Annotated in this window: 20 protein-coding genes and 1 pseudogene; 13 read left to right on the top strand and 8 right to left on the bottom strand. The window is 46.5% G+C overall.

Annotated features, from left to right (window positions below; genetic code table 11):
* Positions 1 to 329: 329 nt before the first annotated feature.
* Entirely contained in the window at positions 330 to 1,346 is a 1,017-nt protein-coding gene (locus tag FM037_RS02605) for an AraC family transcriptional regulator (RefSeq protein ID WP_144044720.1), read from the bottom strand.
* Positions 1,347 to 1,757: 411 nt separating this feature from the next.
* Here FM037_RS02605 and FM037_RS02600 point away from each other — a divergent pair, with 411 nt between their 5' ends.
* Positions 1,758 to 2,930, top strand: coding sequence for an MFS transporter (locus FM037_RS02600; protein ID WP_144044719.1), 1,173 nt, complete (start codon positions 1,758 to 1,760; stop codon positions 2,928 to 2,930).
* Positions 2,931 to 3,036: 106 nt separating this feature from the next.
* Here the strand turns inward: FM037_RS02600 and FM037_RS02595 are convergent, their stop codons facing one another.
* The 5 genes from FM037_RS02595 to FM037_RS02575 form a co-directional block, all read right to left on the bottom strand.
* The gene (locus tag FM037_RS02595; RefSeq protein WP_144044718.1) at positions 3,037 to 4,674 is read right to left on the bottom strand and encodes a M56 family metallopeptidase; all 1,638 of its coding nucleotides are present in this window, start codon (positions 4,672 to 4,674) and stop codon (positions 3,037 to 3,039) included.
* Positions 4,674 to 5,066: a BlaI/MecI/CopY family transcriptional regulator gene (locus tag FM037_RS02590; protein ID WP_144044717.1), complete on the bottom strand. Its 393-nt coding sequence runs from the start codon at positions 5,064 to 5,066 to the stop codon at positions 4,674 to 4,676. Before FM037_RS02590 ends, FM037_RS02595 begins: the two co-directional genes overlap by 1 nt.
* A gap of 241 nt (positions 5,067 to 5,307) precedes the next feature.
* Complete coding sequence (locus FM037_RS02585; protein WP_144044716.1) at positions 5,308 to 6,519, bottom strand: cation:proton antiporter; 1,212 nt, start codon at positions 6,517 to 6,519, stop codon at positions 5,308 to 5,310.
* Positions 6,520 to 6,672: 153 nt separating this feature from the next.
* Positions 6,673 to 8,433, bottom strand: a complete 1,761-nt coding sequence (locus tag FM037_RS02580) for a GNAT family N-acyltransferase (protein ID WP_144044715.1) — start codon at positions 8,431 to 8,433, stop codon at positions 6,673 to 6,675.
* 12 nt (positions 8,434 to 8,445) lie between these two features.
* Complete coding sequence (locus FM037_RS02575) at positions 8,446 to 9,399, bottom strand: UDP-2,3-diacylglucosamine diphosphatase (RefSeq protein ID WP_229381059.1); 954 nt, start codon at positions 9,397 to 9,399, stop codon at positions 8,446 to 8,448.
* An 82-nt stretch (positions 9,400 to 9,481) separates the two neighbouring features.
* On the opposite strand from FM037_RS02575, the gene FM037_RS02570 reads away from it, so the two are divergent.
* Positions 9,482 to 10,108, top strand: a complete 627-nt coding sequence (locus tag FM037_RS02570) for a DUF1326 domain-containing protein (RefSeq protein ID WP_144044714.1) — start codon at positions 9,482 to 9,484, stop codon at positions 10,106 to 10,108.
* A 115-nt stretch (positions 10,109 to 10,223) separates the two neighbouring features.
* Positions 10,224 to 10,964 (top strand): DUF2182 domain-containing protein, encoded by a 741-nt coding sequence (locus FM037_RS02565; protein ID WP_221937455.1) that lies wholly within the window; start codon positions 10,224 to 10,226, stop codon positions 10,962 to 10,964.
* Positions 10,965 to 10,967: 3 nt separating this feature from the next.
* On the opposite strand, the gene FM037_RS02560 is transcribed toward FM037_RS02565, so the two are convergent.
* The gene (locus tag FM037_RS02560) at positions 10,968 to 11,453 is read right to left on the bottom strand and encodes a MarR family winged helix-turn-helix transcriptional regulator (protein ID WP_144044713.1); all 486 of its coding nucleotides are present in this window, start codon (positions 11,451 to 11,453) and stop codon (positions 10,968 to 10,970) included.
* Positions 11,454 to 11,681: 228 nt separating this feature from the next.
* On the opposite strand from FM037_RS02560, the pseudogene FM037_RS02555 reads away from it, so the two are divergent.
* A pseudogene (locus FM037_RS02555) lies at positions 11,682 to 12,595 on the top strand (DMT family transporter).
* 89 nt (positions 12,596 to 12,684) lie between these two features.
* Here the strand turns inward: FM037_RS02555 and ppnP are convergent.
* Positions 12,685 to 12,966, bottom strand: coding sequence for a pyrimidine/purine nucleoside phosphorylase (gene ppnP, locus FM037_RS02550; protein WP_144044712.1), 282 nt, complete (start codon positions 12,964 to 12,966; stop codon positions 12,685 to 12,687).
* A gap of 572 nt (positions 12,967 to 13,538) precedes the next feature.
* Here ppnP and FM037_RS02545 point away from each other — a divergent pair.
* From FM037_RS02545 to FM037_RS02505, 9 genes are all read left to right on the top strand, one after another.
* Positions 13,539 to 14,189 (top strand): c-type cytochrome, encoded by a 651-nt coding sequence (locus FM037_RS02545; protein WP_144044711.1) that lies wholly within the window; start codon positions 13,539 to 13,541, stop codon positions 14,187 to 14,189.
* Positions 14,190 to 14,199: 10 nt separating this feature from the next.
* Positions 14,200 to 16,908: a molybdopterin-dependent oxidoreductase gene (locus tag FM037_RS02540; protein ID WP_144044710.1), complete on the top strand. Its 2,709-nt coding sequence runs from the start codon at positions 14,200 to 14,202 to the stop codon at positions 16,906 to 16,908.
* A gap of 78 nt (positions 16,909 to 16,986) precedes the next feature.
* Entirely contained in the window at positions 16,987 to 17,592 is a 606-nt protein-coding gene (locus FM037_RS02535; protein ID WP_144044709.1) for a 4Fe-4S dicluster domain-containing protein, read from the top strand.
* Positions 17,589 to 18,650 (top strand): 4Fe-4S binding protein, encoded by a 1,062-nt coding sequence (locus FM037_RS02530; protein ID WP_221937454.1) that lies wholly within the window; start codon positions 17,589 to 17,591, stop codon positions 18,648 to 18,650. The genes FM037_RS02535 and FM037_RS02530 overlap by 4 nt, the downstream gene beginning before the upstream one ends.
* 61 nt (positions 18,651 to 18,711) lie before the next feature.
* A complete protein-coding gene (locus tag FM037_RS02525) occupies positions 18,712 to 19,329 on the top strand; it encodes a hypothetical protein (protein ID WP_221937453.1) in 618 nt (205 codons plus the stop codon).
* Entirely contained in the window at positions 19,326 to 20,867 is a 1,542-nt protein-coding gene (locus FM037_RS02520; RefSeq protein WP_144044708.1) for a 4Fe-4S binding protein, read from the top strand. Before FM037_RS02525 ends, FM037_RS02520 begins: the two co-directional genes overlap by 4 nt.
* A 3-nt stretch (positions 20,868 to 20,870) precedes the next feature.
* On the top strand, positions 20,871 to 21,590 hold the full coding sequence (locus FM037_RS02515; protein WP_144044707.1) for a 4Fe-4S dicluster domain-containing protein: 720 nt from the start codon (positions 20,871 to 20,873) through the stop codon (positions 21,588 to 21,590).
* A 23-nt stretch (positions 21,591 to 21,613) separates the two neighbouring features.
* Positions 21,614 to 22,210: a bacteriohemerythrin gene (locus FM037_RS02510; protein WP_185976944.1), complete on the top strand. Its 597-nt coding sequence runs from the start codon at positions 21,614 to 21,616 to the stop codon at positions 22,208 to 22,210.
* Positions 22,191 to 22,868, top strand: a complete 678-nt coding sequence (locus FM037_RS02505) for a NapC/NirT family cytochrome c (protein ID WP_229381058.1) — start codon at positions 22,191 to 22,193, stop codon at positions 22,866 to 22,868. The genes FM037_RS02510 and FM037_RS02505 overlap by 20 nt, the downstream gene beginning before the upstream one ends.
* Positions 22,869 to 23,692 lie beyond the last annotated feature (824 nt).

The following is a 23,692-nucleotide window of genomic DNA, read 5'->3' as shown; positions in this document are numbered from 1 at the left end:
CTCGCTCACCAACCTTAGGCTGACAGGCTAGCAGCAACAAGGCACTGGATAAGAGCAATGTACGGCTAAGCTTGGTTCGATTTAATCTAATTCCAAAAGGGTGAAAACCTTGCTTTAGGCTCTGCTTGGAAATATGTTTGGCAAGCTGCTTGAGAAAAGGCCGCTGACCGTTATCCATTTTATTATGATTATTCAACATGGGTACTCACTCTGGCATTAACAACTAGAGCTAACCTATTACACTAATACAACATAATGGTTATCATTTTCGGCCAATATAAACATGTGTTTATATTGGCTCGGGTTGAATTTAAAAATGGTGAGCTTGGCTAGGGCTTGCTTCGGTGACGAAAATCGGCTGGACCTGTGCCATGCCAGCGATGAAAAGCACGGGAAAAATTGGTTAAGCTGGTATAACCGAGTTTATCTGAGAGCAAGGTGATCGAAAGTTCAGTATTCAGCAAATAATGATAGGCCAGCTCCCTGCGCTTTTGTTGCAGCAAGTCTCGAAAACTGGTCCCTTCCTCCTTCAACTTACGCCTCAAGGTTCGCTCGCTAATATTATAAACTTGCGCGACCTTCTGCGCCCTAGGCTCTCCCGACACCAACATGGCATGAATCGCCTGGCTGGCTTTCTCCTGCCACTTAAGGGCCTGCATCTTATCTAAGTAATTCCTCACTTTAGTCTCATTTTGAGCCGCGAGTTTTGGATTACCCATGACAGTGGATTGCTCCAACATGCTTCTGTCCATCCACAAACAGTTCTCTTGCTTATCGAAAGAGATAGGACAGGAAAAACAATTTTGCCAGGGACTCAAATTTTTAGGTTCGGCTCGCATCAACTCAACACTCAATACAAACTTTCCATGACCTAAAATCAGTTCACCGTGATGCACTAAGGTAGTAAAAAATGCATCTATCGACATAGGACTGATATCGACTCCGGGCAATGGGGTAATAGTGAAACCCAGGCGATCAGGGGTTCTCTGCAACTTGATGCTGGCAGAGTTACTCACCAGGGCTGAATAATTTGGCAGTGCTTCAAATGCTTGTGCAAGTGTCACCGAGGTCATCATCAACAAGCCAAGGGAGCGAAAATGCATGGGATAAGCATACTGGCCCACAGTCAGGCCGAATGCCTCTGACTCAGTTGCCTGCTCGGCCAGATGCCACAGCCGAGTCATGCGTTCAATGGCGATTCTGGAGTCGGGGGCTGATTCGACTTCATTGAGACATAAGCCCGCATTGTCAAATACAGCGTAAGCATCGACACCGGATGCACTCAAGGCTCTGGATACTGCGATGGCCCAGGCTGAAATCGTACTATATTTCAATTTATCTGGCATATGAGTCTGCATAGGCTTAGTCGATATTGAGGCCATTTTCAGGTATAAATCACAACAGATTTTATAAGTTACCCCTAGTAATATCACAAGCCTTGCGTAAAGCGCATTCCATTTTTAACCAATACCATCTGTAAATATAGTTAGCCTCCGAAATAACTTCCTGCGTTATACACATTTTTATGACGGGAATAACCAATAGAGTACTTCTAGCCATCTTCTTATTCAGAATTTAACACGACTACCCCCTAATAAATTAAACTAACAAACTGATATAAATGCATTTAATTAGCATTAAAAACATTTAATCTTGCCAACAATAATTCCGCTTTACTTCACTATAAAAAGTTCTAAAATCCGTCTCCCGATTTAGTCATTTAACCAAAAGTTAATTCTGTTCACTAGGAGATAAAGGTGGATACTACCGCCGTTCATGATTCAAAAAATAGCACCTTAGTTCCGGTCCTGGGTCTGTCATTTTTTGCTGTCGCCTCTGGCTTCTTAATGAGCCTGATCCCGCTGTCTTTGACTTCGTTTGGACTGGATCACACCTTAGTCCCTTGGCTCGCTAGCATCTTCTATTTAGGATTACTCATTGGCGCCACCAGCGTCGAGAAAGTCATTAGTAAAATTGGCCACAGGGTCGCTTTTATCGTATTTCTCTGCCTCTTGATTGCCAGCATCATCACTATGTTACTGCTGCCCATCGAGCCAGTTTGGCTAGGGGCAAGATTTATCGCGGGTATGGCAGTGGCCGGGGTCTTTGTAGTGGTAGAATCCTGGCTATTAATGGCGGATAGCGCCAAAGCCAGAGCCAAACGCTTAGGCCTATATATGACCTCACTCTATGGTGGTAGTGCGCTGGGGCAATTGGCTATAAGTCCATTAGGCACCGACGGGATAACACCTTTCCTCTATGTGATTGGCTTGTTGATGTTGGCCGTATTGCCGCCTCTACTGATTAAATCGGGACAGCCTGAAAAGAAAGCCCAAGAAAAGATGCGCGTTAGCGAAATAAAGAAGTTGAACCGCCCGGCAATCATAGGCTGCTTAATTTCAGGCTTACTGCTTGGCCCGATTTATGGACTTATGCCTTCGTATATTTCGGCTCAGGCAGCTCAGACTCAATACACAGGTGTTTTAATGGCCTCTATCGTCTTGGGAGGCATGTTAATACAGCCTTTGGTGAGCTATCTCTCCACAAGAGTAAGCAAGAGCTTGTTGATGGCCATGTTCAGTTTGTTAGGTACACTTGCGGTTGTGGGCTTACTTGAATCTCAATCCCTGCTGTTAATTGGAGTCAGTTATCTGGTTTTAGGCGCAGCTAGCTTCGCTCTCTACCCTATAGCGATTACCCTTGCTTGCGATGCACTGCCTATGACTAAAATCGTATCGGCGACTGAGATCATGTTACTCAGCTACAGCGTAGGCTCAGTTGTAGGGCCTCTTTTAGCCACTAAGCTAACGCAGAGCAGTAATGGCATACTCTATTATCTTGGCGCCATCATGCTGACAACCTGCCTGTATATGCTCATCAAAAGCATAGAGAAACTAGAGTCAGGACATAAATCTGTGGCGGGTTTATAACCCCCTATTACTGGGTTATATAAGTAAAACTAAAAAAGCGCTGAGCTATCAGCGCTTTCTTTCTAATTAGAACCTAGTGTAGCACTTCAAAAATGATAGTTTCCCACTACATAGCACCTTGCGCTTCAGCCCCTTCACTGGCTAAGTAATCACGGATTTTCTGGCTCGATGCCTGATTATAGGGACTACGATATTCAGGGCCTCGCATCTCATTCACTTTAACGCCTAAGTTTACATCTGCCTTGTGACTAACAAGAAACTTCACCATATCTAAGTGACCACGGCGACTGGCATTGATAAGCGCAGTCTCATCACCTTGAACAATGGCATCGATCTTAGCGCCATGATCCAGCAATAACTCGGCAATGTCCTGCTCGTTCCTGGCGGCTGCTATGATCAGCGGATTACCGTCACCTCGGGACGCTTGATTAGGATTGGCTCCTAATTCAATAAGCTTCTCTACCATAGCAAAGTTACCCTTTCTCACCGCCACGATAAGTGCTGTACCATCACCAAACAGCGGCGTATTAATATCGGCGCCATCATTGATTAGAGACTCAATCACGCTAATCCTGTTCCCTTGTACCGCGGCGACCAGCAGCTCTGCGTCGTCTTGATTCATGGCATCTGTGGCGATATGACTGGCCTGCTCCACCAGTGACCCCTCTAAACCCACCTTAGCAAATGGGGCGCTCTGCAATACCACAGTCGAAGTGAGCACAACCAGAGAAAGGCCAAGTAGCGAACCTAATTTTTTACCACGTAAATGTGAACTGTTTTCCATGTCTAATATTCCTTCTATGCGTATGAAAAGTTGCTTCTTTTTATTGAACATTGAGACGCCATGCACCAGAGGATTATGTTCTAATCCCACTTTGACGCTATTGAGCAGAGACTGAGCATAGGACGAACTATCGCCAGTTTGGCGCGCGGCAAATTCGTCACATGCCAGCTCTCGATTGAGATTGATCTGTTTATTAAAAATCGACAGCAAGGGGTTCCACCAAAATAGGCAGGTGATCAGCCTTTGCAGCAGAGAAAACCAGATATCGCTACGTTTTATATGACCAAGCTCATGATAAAGAATATTCTCAATATCTTGAGCCTCAAGCTCCTCTAAAAGCTTGGCTGGAAATAAGATCACAGGCTCCATATAGCCCACTACCATAGGGCCGGTAATATCATAAGACTTGAGTAACTTTGTCTTGCCCAGCTGTGGATAATCCTTCAGGTATCTAGCCGTTGGCACACGGATCCCTCTTCCAATCAAGCCTTGTGTGCTGCTCCATGCGATGACTAAGCCTATCAAGCGCTTTACCGTGCCAAAAGCCATGATGACCAGTAACAGCACTAACAAATATGCCAATACTTGAGTATCTTTTTGACGAGTATTCGCAGCATCTGAATCTTGAATTAATCCGCTTCTTCTTACTTCCTGCTTGTTTTGACTCCGAGTGTTCAGGCTAACTTGGCCATGCTTATTTTCACTGACTTCTATTGAGCCAATCGTCACGGCTGTTGATTGAGGGATGAACACACTGCTGAGCACAGGCAGCAGTATAGATAACACGAGTCCATGCATCCAAAGACTGGATTTAATCTCAGCACCTAGCCTGTTAACTAAACGGGTAAACATCGCTAATACGGTCAGTATCAACAGACTTTGCCATAGATGAGCGACGACGATTTCACTCAGATAATGAAATAGCTCGGCAATCACGGAGGCATAGGTCGAGTTAGCCATCACGCCCCCTTGTCCTGCTTACTCTTGTCTATCTTATCTTGCAGGGTTTGCAGGGTATCGAGATCGATATCATTCTCTTCGAGCAGATGCTGAGCCAGTACATCTGGCGAACCACCGAAAAACTGTTTTAAAACATTCTTCAATGCATCGCTTCTGGCCGAGGCTTTATTCTTCAACGGAAAATAGATGAAAGCCCTGCCCTCTTTACGATAATCTACATGACCCTTCTCATGTAAAATCTTAAACATGGTCTGCACTGTGGTGTGGGCGACGACTTTCGATTTTAACAATTCATCGGTGATATTACGTACCGATGCTTCTTTAACGCGCCAGAGGATCTCCATGATCTCCTGCTCTGAATCGGTCAATACAGCTTGCTTCTTTCTCGCCATGGTTCCATCCGATGATTTGTGAGTAACCTGAACTAGGCTAAACGTTAGAACTAACGAATTAGTTTTAAGGCTAACAAAGCATCAGATTAGTATCAACTAATTAATTAGTTTTTAATATTTCAAATTGTTTCACACATTATTCATTATTTTTAAAACTGTTTTTTATTAGTCATATAAGCATAAAAAGGGAGCAGTGAATCGCTCCCTTAAACTTGTTAGATCTAGATTGTCTGATAGAAAGCTAATTATCTTCCCGATGAGACTTGGCATACCAAGTTGCGAAGGGTTGCGCCGTCAATCCATGGGCAAAGATACTCATCAATACGGTCACGGTGACTACGGCATAGACTGTCTCAAAGCCCTCTATCGATCCCATCTCATGGGCCACGATCAATACATAAAGGATAGATGCGATGCCTCTGGGCCCGAACCAGGCGATAAAGAACATGGTCGACAGATCCAACTTAGCACCGATTAAGCTGATGATAACCGGCAGCATGCGCAGCACAGTCAGACTTAAGAAGGCATAGAGGACAACGTCTAAACTGATATGAGCCAAGGTGATAGGCACAAACGCGAGTCCAAACAGAAAGAAACTCACTAGGACAAATAACTCGCCTTCGGTCTCGGCAAAATCTTCGATATGCTGCCTTGTTGTCTCACAGGTATTACCGGCATAAAGCCCGGCAAAGAAGGCGGCGATGAAGCCATTACCCGACAGAGACTCCGCCAGATAAAACGACAATATGGCTAATGCTATAGGGATCAGATTCTGATAATTTGACTCCATCCAATTGCGTTTAACCGCCTTGACCGTGAGTATTGTGCCCAGATAACCTACGGCGCCGCCAACCAAGGCACCAAAGATGATCTGCTCGAACACATAGGCGACCCAAGAGCTATCTTCGGCCTGAGTCAGGCCACTGCTGATCATGGCCACCACAGTTAATACTAAAGGGAAGACGATACCATCGTTTAAGCCACTCTCCACATTGATGCTGGAGCGTATCTTCTTCGGCACTTTAGGATCAGACACCACCGCCTTACCCAATGCCGCATCCGTCGGCGTGAGCAATAAGGCTAGCAGAATAAGATAGATCAGGGGTTCATCGGGAAAAATCAGAGTCGCGACATAAATACCGGCAAGAATAGTGATTGGCAGACCGATAAACAGCAGCCTGGCGGGGATCTTCCAGGACTTTCGTAACAAGTTAAGATCCAGCAGGGCCGCATCGGCAAAGAGCACAAGCACCAGAGCAATTTCGACGATAATCGTCACAAACTCGGCATTGACCTCCACCTGAGTAATATTAAAACCGAAGGGCGAGAGCAATAGCCCGAACCCGGTAAACATCATGGGGCCAGAGATATTTTTCCGCGATAATGCCTTAGAGATATAGCCATAGAACAGCACAACCAATGCAATAACTAAAATGACTATATGTTCGTCCATGCTCAATCCCTGAAAGTTAGTTTTTGTTTATTTTTCACCGCTATAGAGGATAAACTAACAAACTCTCCCCCATTAGCTAACTTTGACTGGGCCGATCATAAGCTGAAGACTGCCGATAAAAGGACACTCGATAACTGATGCCGATTGGTATAATTACCTAACGATAATCACATCTTCCGAATTCATATTCAGTTCTGGCCGGTGACAATCCAGATAGCGGCTACGCTTCTTAAGCTTAAGTTGTTGCAGATCCACCAGAACCAGGCCGTCGATACAATCACCAAATTCTGCATCGATACCAAAATCCAGAAATTGCACCCCGCCGGGATCGCACAGATCGCCATATTGCTTATAGAGCGTCGGAACCGCGGTATCCATGCTGGCCAAGGTTTGCTTTAACACCTTGAAGCCTTGGCTATAATCCAGCCCATCGAACCATTGCGCTAATTGAGATTCCCGTTCCTTGGTAAAGGTATAAGGTGAATTCGAGCGAACCAAGTCGACACAGCCCTGAAATTGAGTCTGATAGAAATACACCAGCATCTCTTTTGCCTGCTCAGGTAACTGGTCACTGATGGAAACCGGACCAAACAGATAACGGATCTCGGGATGTTTGCTTAAATAGGCCCCAATCCCCATCCAGAGATAATCCAGACTGCGTTTGCCCCAATACTTTGGCTGTACGAAGCTACGTCCCATCTCCAACCCTTGCTCAAAAAAAGGATTAAATTCATCGGTGTATTGAAACAAAGATTGGCTATACAGACTCTTTTTACCTATTAGCTCGTGGACCTGTGTAGCACTGGCAAACCGATAAGATCCCACCAACTCTAACGCCTCCCTGTCCCAGAGGATGATATGTTGATAATAAGCGTCATATTTATCGGTATCACGCCGCTGACCACAGCCTTCACCAACCGCCCTAAATGCCACTTCCCTGAGTCGCGCCACTTCACGCATGATGGGATTAGACCCCGAGTGCCGATAGAGAAATATCTGTTTATTGTCACTGGTCTCCCCCAGTAACTCGCAGGCCTTGAGTGCTTGCTGTAATTCACTTCTAGACTCAGGATGAGCGATAGCGTTTTGCGTGGTGAATAAGGGGCTAAGGTTCTTGCCGATACGGTAAAGGTGACTCTTCAGTAGTTTGACCTTAGTCTTCAGCGGGAAATCTTTGCTGCTCACGACCTCTTTGGGGATCAATTGCCCTATTCGGACAGGCATGGTGCGTTTGGCCTGCTTAAACATCTCTTTGACCAATAACAAGCTGGCCAATGGTTTGTAGATCATAGAAGCACCGTAAAATGCTGCCGAATTTTTAGCATCCACATAGATTGGCAACAGAGGCGAGTTACAGGCCTTAGCAATTTTCAGAAAGCCGCTATGCCAGTGCAAGTCCGTTACTCCATAGGGCCTGAGGCGGGACACTTCTCCCGAGGGAAAAATTAACACTACTCCCTCTCCACGCAGATGTTGATGGATATTTTCCAGATGTTCTTTTGGGGTTCCCCCAGTCATATTTCGTACCGGCAGTAGGATTGAATGCAGAGGTTCCAGCGCCATCAAGAGCTCATTGGCGACGACCTTGATATCGGGTCTCACCTTGCTGATGAGCTTGATCAAGGCCAGAGCATCGAGAGAGCCGATGGGATGATTGGCATAAATCACCACCCGCCCTTCACAGGGTATATTCTCAATTTCACTGCTGGGCACCGAGTAATTAAAATTAAAATTCGTTAAGATCTGCTCAACAAAATCGACGCCTTTGAGATAGGCATACTCGGCAGCAATGTCATTGCACTCTTTCTCATTGAGTAGGTATCTCAGCATGGCCTTAGTCGGAGCCGCCAGCCAAGGCGTTTGATTCAGCTTAGGTAAGTTTTTTTCAACCATATTATCGACGGTAAAGATCATCCTTGCACCTCTTTAAGCAACCTGTTGCTTTAATGATTTAGGCTTACGTTTTAATGAGATTGATGCGATAACCAATGAGCACTTTGCCTGCTCATCCCACTTATGTAGCTGTAACTCACCCAGCTCCGACTCGGCGATAAAGGTGCAGTTTTCCACCCAATCGCCATCGTTGGCGTAGAAGATTTTGCCCTGTTGAGACAGTTCAGGCTGATGAATATGGCCGCATATCACCCCATCGACCCGCTTATCTTGGGCATAGCAGACAACCGCCGCACGAAACAGACCGATCGCCTGCTGCGCCTTATTGACTCTGAGCTTGATATAACTAGCCAATGACCAATAGGGGTAACCCAGATGAGTACGAACCCTGTGCAGCTGCCTGTTGAGTAACAGCAAGAGATCGTAGAGTCGATCTCCAAGCTTGGTTAACGCCTTACCTACACAGACCTGAGAATCGAACTGATCTCCATGTAGCATCAAAATTTTTTGGCCACCGAGTGTGGTATGGATATGCTCTTTAGCAATGGACACGTCCCACAGATGAAAACCGGCATAAGCTTTGAACTCTTCATCATGATTGCCCGGCACATAGATGATCTTAGTGCCATTTCTGGCCATGATGAACAACTGCTGTAACACCTGATTATGGGACTCGGGCCAATACATCCGCCGCTTCATCGCCCAGATATCTATGATATCGCCGACCAGATAAAGGGACTCAGTTTGAGTCTGCCTGAGTAATTGCAACAAATATTCGGCCTTACAATCCTTACTACCAAGGTGGATATCTGATAGCCAGAGGGCATTGAAACTGTGTTTTAACAGCGAACCTGGCCTGCTCTTAGATTGAGGTTGACATTGATTGCCGATTATCGAGCTTGTCGACATAGCGTGATCACCATTGTCATTATGTTTACCCACAGGGTAGGGGGAGAAGTTGACTCCCCCATGAAGAAAATGTTGCAAATTCGTGACTAACCGTTAGATTCGCTCGTCTAAAAATGTCTGAACTATACTCAATATCTGGCTTTACCTTTAGGAGATCGCTATGTCAGATGAACAAAACTGGGCTCTGTCTATGCATCAGATAGAATGTTGTAATTGTAGCCACGGCTGCGGATGTCAATTTGCCGGCTTTCCCGACAGCGACACGGGGGGATGCCAGGCCTTAATCGGCTTTTATGTTAAATCCGGACGGTTCAACCAGATTGATCTTACAGGAATTAAAGTCGTACTGGCCGCCTCTTGGCCTAAGGCTATCCATGAAGGCGATGGTACAGGGATTATCTTTATCGACGCCGCCGCTTCAACCGAACAGGTAGACGCTATCGTCACTATCTTCTCAGGCTCCGCCGGCGGCATGCCATTCGAAGCATTAGCCGGCACATTTTCCACCTTTGTCGGCCCCCAAATACATGCCATCACCATGGATACTGATGACAATAGAGCCGGCTTTTCCATCGAAAATGTAATGAACGTGCGGCATATACCACTCGTCGATCCCATGACGGGAAATGACAAGCAAGTGAGGATCAGCTTTCCTGACGGTGGCTTCTTCTGGAATGAAGGGATAATAGGCACCACAGAGTCCATGAGCCTTAAACATGATGCTCTCTCATTTGAACATGTGGGACGCTTCGCCGCTAAGGCTGAAGTCAACTGGAGCAATAGCTAATACCAATTGGTATAAGATTAAAGCCATTGTATATACAAGTACTCAAGAGCCAGAGCTAGACTGATTTTTCTGGCCGAGCGCCAATTAAGTCAGCTTAAAAAACGAGTAAGAAAAGATGAAAATAAAACGAGTCACTTACGCTAAAGGCGGCTTGCTACTTGGCATCTTTATTCTCATCGGCATGTCTTGGTACTACATGGCAGCACTCATGTCGATGAATATGCAGCCCATCGCATACTGGAGCGGCCTGGATATCCTTATGCTATTCATCATGTGGAGTATCATGATGGCGGGGATGATGCTGCCCTCGGCACTGCCGGTGATCTTATTGGTTGAGCAGATAAATGAAAACAGACGATCACGGCAAGCTAGCTATAGCTCAACATTTTATTTCATTGGCGGTTATCTGCTGACCTGGACCTTCTATAGTCTAGCGATCACAGGTGTTCAGTACTGGCTACATACCCTCTCAATACTCATGCCTATGATGCACAGTGGCCAAGTCTGGTTCACCAGCCTGCTACTTTTTCTAGCTGGGGCTTACCAGTGGCTGCCGATAAAGCAGAGCTGTCTCAAACACTGTCGCTCTCCCTTAAGCCTAATCACGACTCACTGGCGTGAGGGTAATTTGAATGCCATTAAGATGGGCTTTAGCCATGGGCAATACTGTCTTGGTTGCTGCTGGGTATTGATGGCACTCTTATTTGTACTCGGGGTCATGGACCTATTCTGGATCTCGATATTAACCTTAGTGGTGCTCATTGAGAAACTAGCACCTAAAGGAGATATTTTCGGCAAGCTTCTCGGGCTGGTGTTAATCGCCATTTCACTGCTTATACTATTACCAAGTTTTTAGGGTTTAAGACTCATACTGGGCTAGCCAGGTTTTTAATAACCCATTGAGCTCTAGCCTAGCGGACTCCGACAAAGATTCTACTATTGCTTGCTGCAATCGACCATGATCCTCAATCGCCTCATCTATCAATACCACTCCTTGTTGAGTCAGCGCCACCGAGACACTGCGCCTATCCTCCTTGCTATTCACACGTTCAATCAAGCCCTTGGACTCCAACCTGCTTAAACGATTAGTCATGGCACCTGAGGTGAGCATCATGGAATCTATCAGTTCGGACGGGGTCAAACAGTACTCGCCTCCCGAACGCCTTAAGGTCGCGATAACATCAAATTCACCGGGCTTAAGATCATAGGCCTTATGACATTCGGTGACTTGTGATTCTATATGCTTACTCAAGCGCATTAATCTACCGATCAGCTCCATGGGCAAGGTATCTAAATGGGGCTTCTCAGCTCCCCACTGGGCGACGACACGATCTAATCCATCCACGCGTTTTATCCTATTATTGTTATTGTTTATACTGACGTTACTTGGTTTATTGAACTAAACATTAGATTAACCAGTAAAACATATTTTACCTTAATGAAAAGATACTTCATGCGAAGGTACTTTACAAATTGTAAAATGAAGCGCAGACTACAAACTATCTTCACATGAAGATAGTTTGTTTTTGAATGAGCTTAAACCTAAGCTTAAAGATGATTTTGAGACTGTTTTATGAATATATTACTCGCGATGATCCCAGCATTTTTCTGGGGGACCACCTATGCCGTGACCCAGTTTAGCCTACCGGATTGGCCCCCACTATTACTGGGAGCACTCAGGGCACTTCCGACCGGACTCATCTTGCTAGCGATTAAGCCTAACTTACCTAGGCGAAGTGATTGGGGCATCTTGTTCAAGTTAGGAAGCATCAATATCGCCGCCTTCTTCAGCCTGATATTCGTGATGGCACTCACCTTACCCTCGGCAATTTCCGGTGTCGGCATGATATCTGTACCTGTATTTGCCATGCTCTATCACTGGATTGTGAGCAAGCGCCGACCCAAGGCTATACAAGCCTTCTTCGGTTTCTTGTTAATCGTGTTAGCCTGGCTCTTATTCGATCCGGGCTCAATAAGCCTTAATCCTATCGGCATGCTCGCCATGCTCGGCGCGATCATCTGTATCGTAGTGGGAAGTAGCATCACAAAAGCACTGGGAAGCCGTATCCAGTGGTGGAGCGTGTTGACATGGCAACTGATCTTAGGAGGGAGCATATTGGCGGTGGCAGCTGGGATCCACGCCCTTATCTCCCCGATGTCTATGTTGAGGTATTACATAGTTTCAACCTAACTCATGGCTTAGGCCTACTGTGGATAGCACTGCTCAATACTGCCCTAGGCTACATAATGTATGTCTGGTTACTGCAGAGAATGACTGTGGTCGATTTTACTTTCGGTGGTATTGCCAATCCGGTTGCGGGGATAATCACAGGAATGTTGCTCTTGGGAGAGATGTTTACGCCCCACCAATATGCCTTGATGGGCAGCATGATTTTATGCTCTCTTATGCCACAGGTCATAGGACTTATACGCAATAGATCGGCGCTAAATAAAGAGAAACAAGCAAGTGTGATAAGTGATAAGTGATAAGTGATAAGTGATAAAAACAGGCTAGCTGCTTTAGGCTAGCCTGTATATACAAGTTAAATAACTCTTGTAAGCATCAGCCCTTAAAATCAGCCATACAAGCAGAGATAAGCTGTTTGAGTCTCAACTTTCACCTGGAATTTAGCGTCACCAGCCACATCAAATTGAGTTCCGGCTTTAAAAGTCTGCCAGCTATCGCTATCCGGCAATAAAACGGTCAATGCGCCTGAAACTACGACCATGACTTCTGGTGCAGCTGTAGCAAATTCATAATCGCCAGGCTCCATCACACCGACAGATGCCGGTTTATCCTCTCCCTGAAAACCGATAGACTTTACCTTGCCTTCAAAATACTCATTTACTGCTAGCATCTACAACTCCATTAAAAACTCTCTAAGCATGCAAAGCACCCTAGCACGTGAATATAAATTCAACCACAATGAAAATTAATTCATGAAAGTAATTATTGAAAGTTTGATGGTTCGATAAAAAATAACCCGAAAAACCAGTAAATCATCATCTTCAGGCCAGTATAAAAGTAATTTAGTCATATTCCAGCTAAGTCATGGGTATCGTCATCATTCATGACCTCACGACTCATATATTCATATTCTCCTCAAATTAGCCTGCTACCAAGTGAGCCTTAAAGTCATCTACCACTAATTAAATAGATTGTTATTTGACCACCATCACAATAGCAAGAAATTCTTGATCCACATCAACCCAGCTTTAAGTTCCTGCTGATCTGCCATAAAAGCAATAGACACTAATTCGATAGGTGTATTAGGTTAAATAAAGAGTGAGCAACATTTTATTAACAGGACGGTAAAAGTCGAAGTTAAACACGACTTTCCAGTAGGCGATTGATTATTATCGTTTATTTACCATGAATTGCTAATGAAAATCAAAAAGTATGAATAATATGATTATTTCGGAGTGTTATATGACAAGAGTTAGAAAGCTATCTTCTCTGTCTGCAATCCTATTTCTCAGCATTTTATGCAATGTGAATGTGAGCGCAAACAGTCAAAAACTTATCGATCAAGGCGAGATGCTATACAAGCAAAACTGTGTTTTTTGCCATCAAGCTGACGCAATTGGAAAAACCGGCTTTGCCCCCTCGCTCTCCAACCCTGAGTTGTTGGCAATTGCATCGGATAAATACTTGGCATCCACCATCCGAGACGGCCGTATTGGTACCGCTATGGGTCCTTATGCCCATCTTGGCAAAGAGAAAATTGTCGCGATTGTAGCCTACCTCAGAAGCCATGAAACCCTTCCACACCGCTCAGCCGAAGTCGATAAGCAGCGTTCAGCGCAGGGCGATGCCCGCAAAGGGGAGCTTTGGTATCACGATATCTGCTCTACCTGTCACGGCCCCAAGGGTGACGGTTATTTAGCGGGGTCATCGGGCACCGCCATTGGTAAACCGGGTTTCCTTAACAAGGCGAGTGACGGCTTTATCCGTGAAACCATCAAATACGGCCGCTCCAATACCCGCATGTTGCCCTTCTACGGTTCTGCTGGACTGGCCAATCTAGATGAGCAAGAGATTGAAGACATTATCACCTATCTGCGCACCCTAAATAAGTAAGGAATTTGAGATGAAACGAAGTAAGGAAAACAATGTATCACGCCGAAATTTCCTAAAGGGTAGTGGTTTTATTGCAACAACTGCAGCAGGTGGCGGATTATTTGTCGCGAGCAACCCAGAACTTGAAGCCGCACCAGCAACTGCAGCACCTAAGAAAAGAACCACAGCATTAGCCCAATGTCCCTACTGCGGAGTCGGTTGTGGCACCATTATTCAGGCTGAGGATGGCAAAATTGTCTCAATGCGTCCCGACAAGGACCACCCAACCAACTACGGACTGCAGTGTATCAAAGGCTTAACGGCTGCAGAGCCTATGTATGTTGACCGTATGGAGGGAGACCCCTACGTACGTAAGGATGTCTGGGCAGAATGGCAAAAGCCTAATCACGGTAATATCGAATATATCAGTAACACCAAAGGTTCATTCGACGAAGAGCATTTTATCCGGGTTCCATACCATGACGCCTCAGATATGGTGGCGCGTAAAGTCGTTCACTTCGCTAAGAAATATTCGGGTAACTCTATCTCTCTTTATGGTTCTGGCCAGCTCACCATGGAGGGGCAATATCTAGAGAACCTCTTTATGAAGGGCGTTTTGGGATCAAATACCATCGAAGCCAACGCACGTATGTGCATGACCTCAGCGGTAACGGGCTACTTTGCCACCTTAGGCTCTGATACACCGCCGCTGGCATATGACGATATCGAGATGTCCGATATGGTGATGCATTTTGGTCATAATGCCCGTGAGTCACACCCTATTATCTTCTGGCGTATCGCTGACTATAAGAAGAAAAATGATATCCCGACAGTAGTGGTCGACCCACGTGAAACGGGTACCAGCAAGGGCTATGAGGATATTAACAGCAAGAATCATGTTCATGTGCCAATTCTTAATGGTGATATCAGCTTCCTAAACTCGATTGCCCATGTGCTACTTAAAGAGCATAAAGATGTGATCGATTGGGATTTTCTCAAGGCGCACGTTAATGGCTGGGAGGAATATGTCGAAGGGGTGCAGAATGACTACAGCCCAGAGCAAGTTCAAGACAGAATGGGCGGCGTTAATCACGATGTAAACCCAGAGAAGATCCGCCAAGTGGCGCAGATGTTTGCCGATGCAACTCGCAAACGTTTGGCCCGTGGTAAGGGTAAGCAAGATGGTAAAGGTACTGGTGGCGTGATCATCATGTGGGGGATTGGCTATAACCAGCATATCCACGGTCAGCACAATGTTATCTCAATCATCAACCTACTCACCTTAACCGGCAACCTCGCTAAGCCCGGATGTGGCCCCTTCTCGATGACGGGTCAGCCCAATGCGATGGGCGAGCGTTTCACCGGTGGCTTAACCGGCCGTCTGCCTTTTAACGAAGGGTTAAGTAATCTTAAGCACCGTAAACATATGGCTAAGATGTGGCGCATCCCGGAGAAAAACCTCGATAATGCCGCCAACTCCCCTAATCCAGGTTTTGCGGTGGGTATGATGGAGCGGGCACTTAAGGACGACCTTAAGGCGATGTTCCTGGTCTACGCCACCCATATCGATCTTCCCGATCAATACAATTTAGTCCGGCCTGCATTGCTGAAAACCTTCAACGTGGTGCAGGAGATCTATCGTCATGCACCCAATAACCTCTACGCCGATGTGATATTTCCGGCTTGTACTTGGGGTGAAGTCAACGGTGTCTACATCAGCTCAGAGCGTCGTATCAATATCACCGAAAAGGCGGCACAAGGTCCTAAGGGCTGTCGTCCAGATATGGATATGGTCATCGACAAGGGTAAGGAGATCGCTGACCTGCTGGGCATGGATGGCGACGCTATCTTCCCCTACAAGCGGGGTGAAGATGGTGAGTATGACGCCGAGGAGGTGTTTAGAGATGTCTGCCGTGCATCGGTAGGCACCGATGCCGATCTTACCGGGATCCTGGAGCGTGAAAAACTCGATGGTATTAGCCCCTACGAGCAACTGAAAACCCTGCGCGGTATTCAGTGGCCAGCGCCTAACTATGACTCAGCCAAAAATGGCGGCACTAAGCGCCGCTATATGATGCAGGAGGGCCAGTGGGAGAATCGTCCATACGGCTACTTCCGTACCAAAGATGGCAAGGTCAACATGAAGCTGTGTAAGCAGGACTACAGTCAACGTAAAGAGATCACCAAGAAGTTGATGGAGTTTGGGGTGAAGAAAGATCACTACACCATAGATAACCAAGATCTGATCATCAAGGCACGCGATATGGGATTAACGCCCGATCTTCCCGATGAGGAGTTCAGAGGAATTCCCTGGAAGGAAGTTCCAAACGACAAATACCCCTATTGGATGGGTCTAGGTGTTGTTTATGAGCATTTTCATACCGCGAAATCTAATCGTAGCCCCACCACACGACGTCTAGTGCCTGAGATGTATGTGGAGATGCATAGTGAAGATGCTAAAGATCTTGGCATTAAAGATGGCGAGTGGGTGCGCGTCGTGACCAGACGAGGTTCACTCGAGGCGCGTGCTCAGGTTGGCGGCACCGACAGCATAGTTAAACCCGCACGTAACAGTGTGCCAAGAGGCTATATGTTTGGCCCGTGGAACCTCTCTGTTGCTGACAGTGCCGACCCTAAAAAGAACAAGTGGCTGGCAAATGGTATCTCCAACCGTTGCTGGGATCCGGTATCTGGGCAGGTGGACTTTAAGAAGTTGGCAGCAAGGATTGAGAAGATCTAGCCAATAGACCTAAGAGCTAGCACTAGCCTTACAGGTCGAGTGCTAGCTCTTTCTAATAATCATTAAAGTGGTAGTAATTTGAATAGACGTCATTTTATTAAACAACTGAGTGTACTTACCGCTGTTGGAGTCACGCTTAAAACCTCACTGGTCAACGCGGCCTTCAAGGTTAAGCAGTTTACCCAACGCTATGTTCGTCCACCGGGTTCATTGGCTGAAGATGACTTTATCAGTCAGTGTATACGCTGTAATCAGTGCGCCGAGATCTGCCCCAATAACTGTATCAAATTCTTCGGCAGTGAAAATGGCATTGCGTCCCATGGCACCCCTTATATCAGCCCAAGAGAGAAAGCCTGCATCTTGTGTATGAAGTGTGGTGATGTCTGCCCAAGTGGTGCAATTCAACCGGTTAAACGCGAACTCACCCCAATAATCGAACAGGTCAACATGGGCATAGCCCGTGTCGATAAACAGCTATGCCTCTCTTGGCAGGGGAAATCTTGCGGCGTCTGTTACCGCGCCTGCCCTCTACAAGATAAAGCAATTATCGTGGGCTTTATGGAGCAGCCAGAGGTGCTCGATGCCTGCGTAGGCTGTGGACTATGCGAGAGCAGCTGTATTCAGATCCCTCAAGCTATCAAGATCATCCCCAGCCACACCTTAGATCAACTTAGGAGCTCATGATGGATAAGGAGTTTACCCAAGCGGGTCTAAACAAAGGTAAACCGATAACAAGCAGCAAACCATTCGCACTGTGGAAACACCTCAATAAGTTGCGCTGGTTTTCACTCTCGGTGGTATTTTTAATGCTGATCTTGATCCCGCTGCTCAGCATCTACCAGCATTACGTCGCAGCGCAGGGATATAACCACCTGTTGCCATCGCAAACCTTGCTTTATGACACCATGGAGTTTATCTCATCCCCGTTTGTCGATGAGCCTGAGCATGATCTCGATGCCATTAAAGGGACGACTTGGTCGGGGCAGCTATTTGGCGTCAAGCTCACCGATCCCTTAGCCGTGGTCGGACAGATTGCAGCAAGCCTCAAGATCTATTGGCCCTTATTACTCACGGCACTTATTCCCCTATTAGCCACCCTGCTGTTTGGACGCTTTTTCTGTGGCTGGATCTGTCCAGCCACCTTTATCTATGAGCTCAACTCCAACCTATCAATTTACCTCAGCCGCTTTGGTATCAATAACAACAGACGCTTTCACAAGAGTATTAAATACCTAGTACTGGGTCTGGGCATAGGGATATCGGCATACACAGGCACACTCGCCTTCGCCAGCATCTATCCACCAGCAGTACTGGGCAGAGAGCTGTACTTCTCTATCGCATTATCAGGTTTCGGCGCCGGTACCCTGTTTTTTATCCTCACTCTGCTGTTTGACACCTTTGTCAGCCGCCGCGGGATCTGTCGTTACCTCTGCCCAGGTGGCGCGCTCTACTCACTGCTTGGACGATACAGAATAGTCAGAGTAAAGCGCTTAGTTGAGCCCTGCAATGACTGTAACAAGTGTAATTCGGTATGTGAGTTTGGCTTAGATCCGATGCGGGACAGTTTTGGCGCCGAGTGCAATAACTGCACCGCCTGTATCTCTGTTTGCCCTAAGCATGCAATGAGCCTGACGCTGTCAATTTCAGATACCCCCAACCAAGGCCCGGGCCACCAAAGCCGACAGTATCGCCAGCAAAAGATAGCCAATAGCGAAACGATTTCAGTTAAAAATATCGACTAGTGAGGATCAGCTTAGTGATTGTCATCCTAGCGAATGATTAAAATTAATGAGTAGTAAATAGATGATAAAAATAACAAGTAAAACAACACCAATATTATCGGGATTGCTACTGTGTGCTCTGGCACTATTTAGCGCATTAACTCATGCGCATCACGTACTGGGTCGTCCCTCATATAGCCTTAATGAGGACTCTAATACACCACCGAGCATGGCGATTGAGACTCAGATAGGCGAGTACTTTATCACCTATATGGTATTTCCCGCTTTCCCTAAACCCAACGAGCCAGGTCGAGTCAATATATACGCCACACGGATAGATAATGGCGAGATGCTCGACCAAACGATCACCTTCACCGTGCGTGACGATACCTTTTGGGGTGAGAGCATAGGCATCGGCGACGGCGCAAAACCTGAGGTGATAGGCCAGCAGAATATTGATGATGGTGTATATCGCCAAGGCTTCCTCTTTAAGAGTCGCGGCAGTTACATCATTCGTGCCTACTTTGAAGATAATGGTGAGCCCTACGAGATAGATTTTCCTCTGCAAGTGGGGGCTGCAAGCCCTGTCGGTCCTATTGGCGCTGCTGTGGGCTTTATCTTCTTTCTCCTACTGATGATCAATATTGTGCAACGTAAGCGGATTGCTCGCACTAAGATCCAACAGGGACAAACCGTATGATAATGACCCACCCTGGACTCCCCCTCTACTGGGCTTATGCTATCGGCATTATGATGCTGTTATTGGGTCTATTAACCATGGCTATCAAAGCACCGACAACGAGTGCTAGCCGCAGCATATCTTTAGCTAAATTGCCGCTTATTGGTGACCTGTTTCGTTTTCTTGCCAAGTATACCTGGCCACTTTTACTGCTAAAGATTATCTTTGCCGCACTGTTTATCACCGTCATCACCGCAGGTTTGTGGGGCACGCCGATTGTTGAGCGCAACTTAGCCACCACACTCACTTGGAACTTATGGTGGACGGGAATTATTATTGCTATCGTGTTTAGCGGCTCTGCTTGGTGCGCACTCTGCCCCTGGGACAATATCGCCAGCTGGTTAGTCAATCACAGCATCTGGCGCCGCTCCAGCTCACAGAGTCGACTGCAGCTAAAAGTACCCAATATGTTACGCAGTGTCTGGCCTGCAAGCCTGTTATTTATCGGTTTCACCTGGTTAGAGCTAGGAATTGGTATTGTCGCCAGCCCCTACGCTACAGCCATGCTGGCACTATTGATGCTTATTTTAGCCACCACCACGCTGGCACTGTTTGAGGGTAAGGCCTTCTGCCGTTACATGTGTCCGGTAGGAAGAACCGTTGGCGCATACTCGCAACTCGCCCCTATCGCCCTTAGGCCGATAGATAGTGAGATCTGCCGTAACTGTAAAACCTTGGAGTGTTTCCATGGCAGTGACAAAATAGCGCCCTGCCCAACGAAGATAGTCATGGGGCGATTGCAGGAGAACACCTACTGCACCTCATGCGGTAACTGCACCCAAAGCTGCCCCTCAAGCAATGTCAGCTGGCAATTGAGGTCCCCAAGCAGTGAAGCGATAAAAGAGGCTAAGCCTCACATGGATGAGGCCTTTTTCTTGCTAATCCTGTTATCTCTCACCCTCTTTCATGGCTTAACCATGCTTGACTACTGGGAGGGCTACTTAAGCGAGATGGCACAACTGATTAATGACAGTGGCCAGCTGATTATCAGCTTCTCTATCGGCTTAGGCGTCACCCTGATCTTGCCTATCTTTATCTATTGCCTCTGCATAGGCCTGACCCAAGGATTACTGAAGAAAAGGCTTGGTGCAATGGTGACTAAACTCAGCTTTAACAAGCTATTTTCTGGCTTTGCCTTTATCTCCCTTCCGCTGGCATTTAGTTATCACATTGCTCATAACCTCACCCATTTTGTTCGTGAAAGCAGCGACTGGTTATCACTGGTGACGAATCCATTGGGCACGGGGGCTGAGCCATTGAGTATGATGGAGAAGCATACGCGTCATATGGAGATGATGGTCTCAGAAAATACCCTATTTATCATGCAGGGAATCATTATAGCCATAGGATTTGTTATCGCGACTCAGGTGATACGCCATCGAGGTCACCGCTTATTTGCAGCCCAAGGCATCACACTTCTGCCCATGATCCTATTCGCTGCGCTTGTTACTGGGTTTAACCTGTGGATGTTAGTGCAACCGATGACGATGAGAATGTAGCCGATGAGCGATCAGAGTAAAACACAGTTAATGGATCGTCGCAGCTTTTTCAAATCTAGCTTCAGTAAGATCGCTGATATAGGCTCCGAGCATGCCCTGAAAAAAGTCGAGCACAATGCCAAAGGTTGGATACGCCCTCCCTTTGCCATCAATGAACTCGACTTCCTACTCAACTGTAGCCGCTGCGGCGAGTGTATCAAGGCTTGCCCACACCAAGTAATCTTTGAGCTGCCACTTCATCGTGGCACTGTAGCAGTTGCAACCCCAGCGATGGATATCCCCAACAAAGCATGCGAGCTCTGCTGTGATTGGCCCTGTGTCACGGTATGTAAAGACAAGGCGCTAGCTTTTCCTGCAAAGCAACCAGAGCTGGAGAGGGCTGAGCCCCCTATTGTTGAAGGTGCATTCCCAGACGAACAGGCAGATCCAGCAACACATATTGAATCGTTTCCCGCCGCCAATCAATGTCCACCTATGGCCATAGCAAGAGTTAATACTGACCTATGTATGCCCTATTCTGGCCCAGAATGTGGTGCTTGCTTTGGTAGCTGCCCTATTGAGAACACCTTAACTTGGCACAATGAGAAACCCAGCATCAAGGTGGATACTTGTGTGGGTTGCGGTCAATGTGTACAAGCCTGCATCACTATGCCGAAGGCAATTGAGGTGGGTCATTTCGGTCCAGCCGATAGCCAATCTACTGAAACAGGGCAGATATCATGAGCATGATAAGTAGGACTATTAACATGTTTCTTCTGTCAATTCTGATCATGGCGCTACTTATCATTGTCATCCTAAGTTTCATGCTGGGCTTTGGTCACCCACTGCCCTGGATTGTCATTGGCGTCTTGGTCACTATCGGTATTATTCATGACAAGTTGCTTAAGAAAAAACAACTGGTATGGCAAGACAGCATGGCTACAGGCATAGCGCTTATTGACCATGACCATAAGCGACTCATCATGCTGACCAATATATTTCAAGAGGCCACTGAATTTAATATTTCAGAGCGCAAGGTACAGTTAGCACTAGATGAAGTGATCCGTTACACCAAATACCACTTTAATCGTGAAGAGCAGTTGATGGCGCTCAATCAGTACCCTGGATTAAAGGAGCACCAGCTTCAACATCAACAGATGATCGATGAAATAGAGTTATATATGAAGGAGTACCGCAGCGATCCCGATGTTGCACTCGATCATATTCTCCAATTCCTACAATCTTGGTTAATGAACCATATCAAAGGCAACGATCGGCAATATATCCCCTACCTGACCATCACCAAGCTTGATGACGATGCTGAGCTCCATAAACCAAGGATTGATGATGCTAAGCCTCTATAGGAAGATACTCAACAGAAAGATAATCTTCGGCAGCACTGTGGGAGTCGCTGTCTTCTTTATGTTTATTGGCGTGATCTATTGGGGTGCCTTCAATACCGTACTGGAGGAGACTAACAAAATGAGCTTCTGTATCAGCTGCCACGAGATGAAAGATAACATCTATCCGGAATATCAGCAGACGGTTCACTATCAAAATCGTACCGGAGTTCGCGCTACATGCCCTGACTGCCATGTCCCAAAGGAGTGGGAGTACATGATGGTCAGAAAAATTAACGCATCAAGAGAGCTATTTCATAAACTGATAGGCTCTATCGACACCACTGAGAAGTTTACCGCAAAGCGTAAAGTGCTGGCAGAAAGAGTATGGGCAAGTATGAAGCAGACAAACTCGAGGGAGTGCCGTAATTGTCATAACTTTGATGCAATGGATATCACGGCTCAACAGAGTCGCAGCGGTCTGGTTCATCAGCATGCACAGAAACGAGATAAGACCTGTATCGATTGCCACAAGGGCATAGCTCATCAACTTCCTGAGGGAGTAATAGCCTACAAAGGCGGCAGCGATGAGGACCATAACTATTATGAATCTCAGCAGTTACAATGCTATCAATGCCATCAAGATATGCCAAAAATAAAGGAGGAAGACTGGGGATTTTGAACCATTTGTACCCCAAAGTTAGCTAGCCTTCGAATGAAGGCTTAATACATTTTCTGTTTTTAGCTTCTGGCTGAGTTGATATTGGGGAGTGTGTTTGAAGATCGTTCCTTCATGGTTATCTATCGCCTGCAGCGTGCTTAAGTGCAGATACTTCTACGAAACGCCGTCAATCCGTCCATGGAGGCTCTACCAAAACATCCTTGTTTTGGAAGCTCGTAGCCGCATCTACACCTGGCTGATTCACAAGAAAGGTTTCTCTTCGATTTGGGTTTTATTGGTTGAGCAGCTAACTCAGAAATGCCCCAAAGTTAGTTAGCCTTCGAATGAAGACTGATTACATTTTTTGTTCGATTCACTTGGCTTAATTCGTATTGGGATTTGTGATTGAAGGTCGTACCTTCAATGTAACCAAACGCCTGTCCGGCGAGGAATGTGCAGCTACTTCTGCGGCGCGCTGTGAATATATCCCTATACGCTCTGCGGCTTCATCCTTGAAGCCGAAGTCCGCAGCCGCACCTACACTCGGTTATTTCTCTCTTCGATTGTGGTTATGGCTAGTGTTCCGTAACTCACTTATGCCCGTGCGACGTGAAGTCGTATGAAGCGCTGTTCACCGCTTTTGAGTGAACCATCTGTATCACCAGATGACCCTATGGCTCTGAATAAAGTAGCGAGCCAGACAATGTAACGAAATTTGGTTTTATACCGAATGGGAACAGAATCGTGAGAGGACGTTCTTCCTGATAACCACAAGTCGGGTAAGTGCTAGGGAGTCAGTATGATGAACATATGTGAATCCATGTAAGGTGCGTTATATGAGAAGC

The organism is Shewanella psychropiezotolerans, assembly GCF_007197555.1.
Taxonomy (GTDB): Bacteria; Pseudomonadota; Gammaproteobacteria; order Enterobacterales; family Shewanellaceae; genus Shewanella; species Shewanella psychropiezotolerans.
Note: the sequence above shows the minus strand (reverse complement) of the source record. Positions and strands in the feature narration are given on the sequence as shown.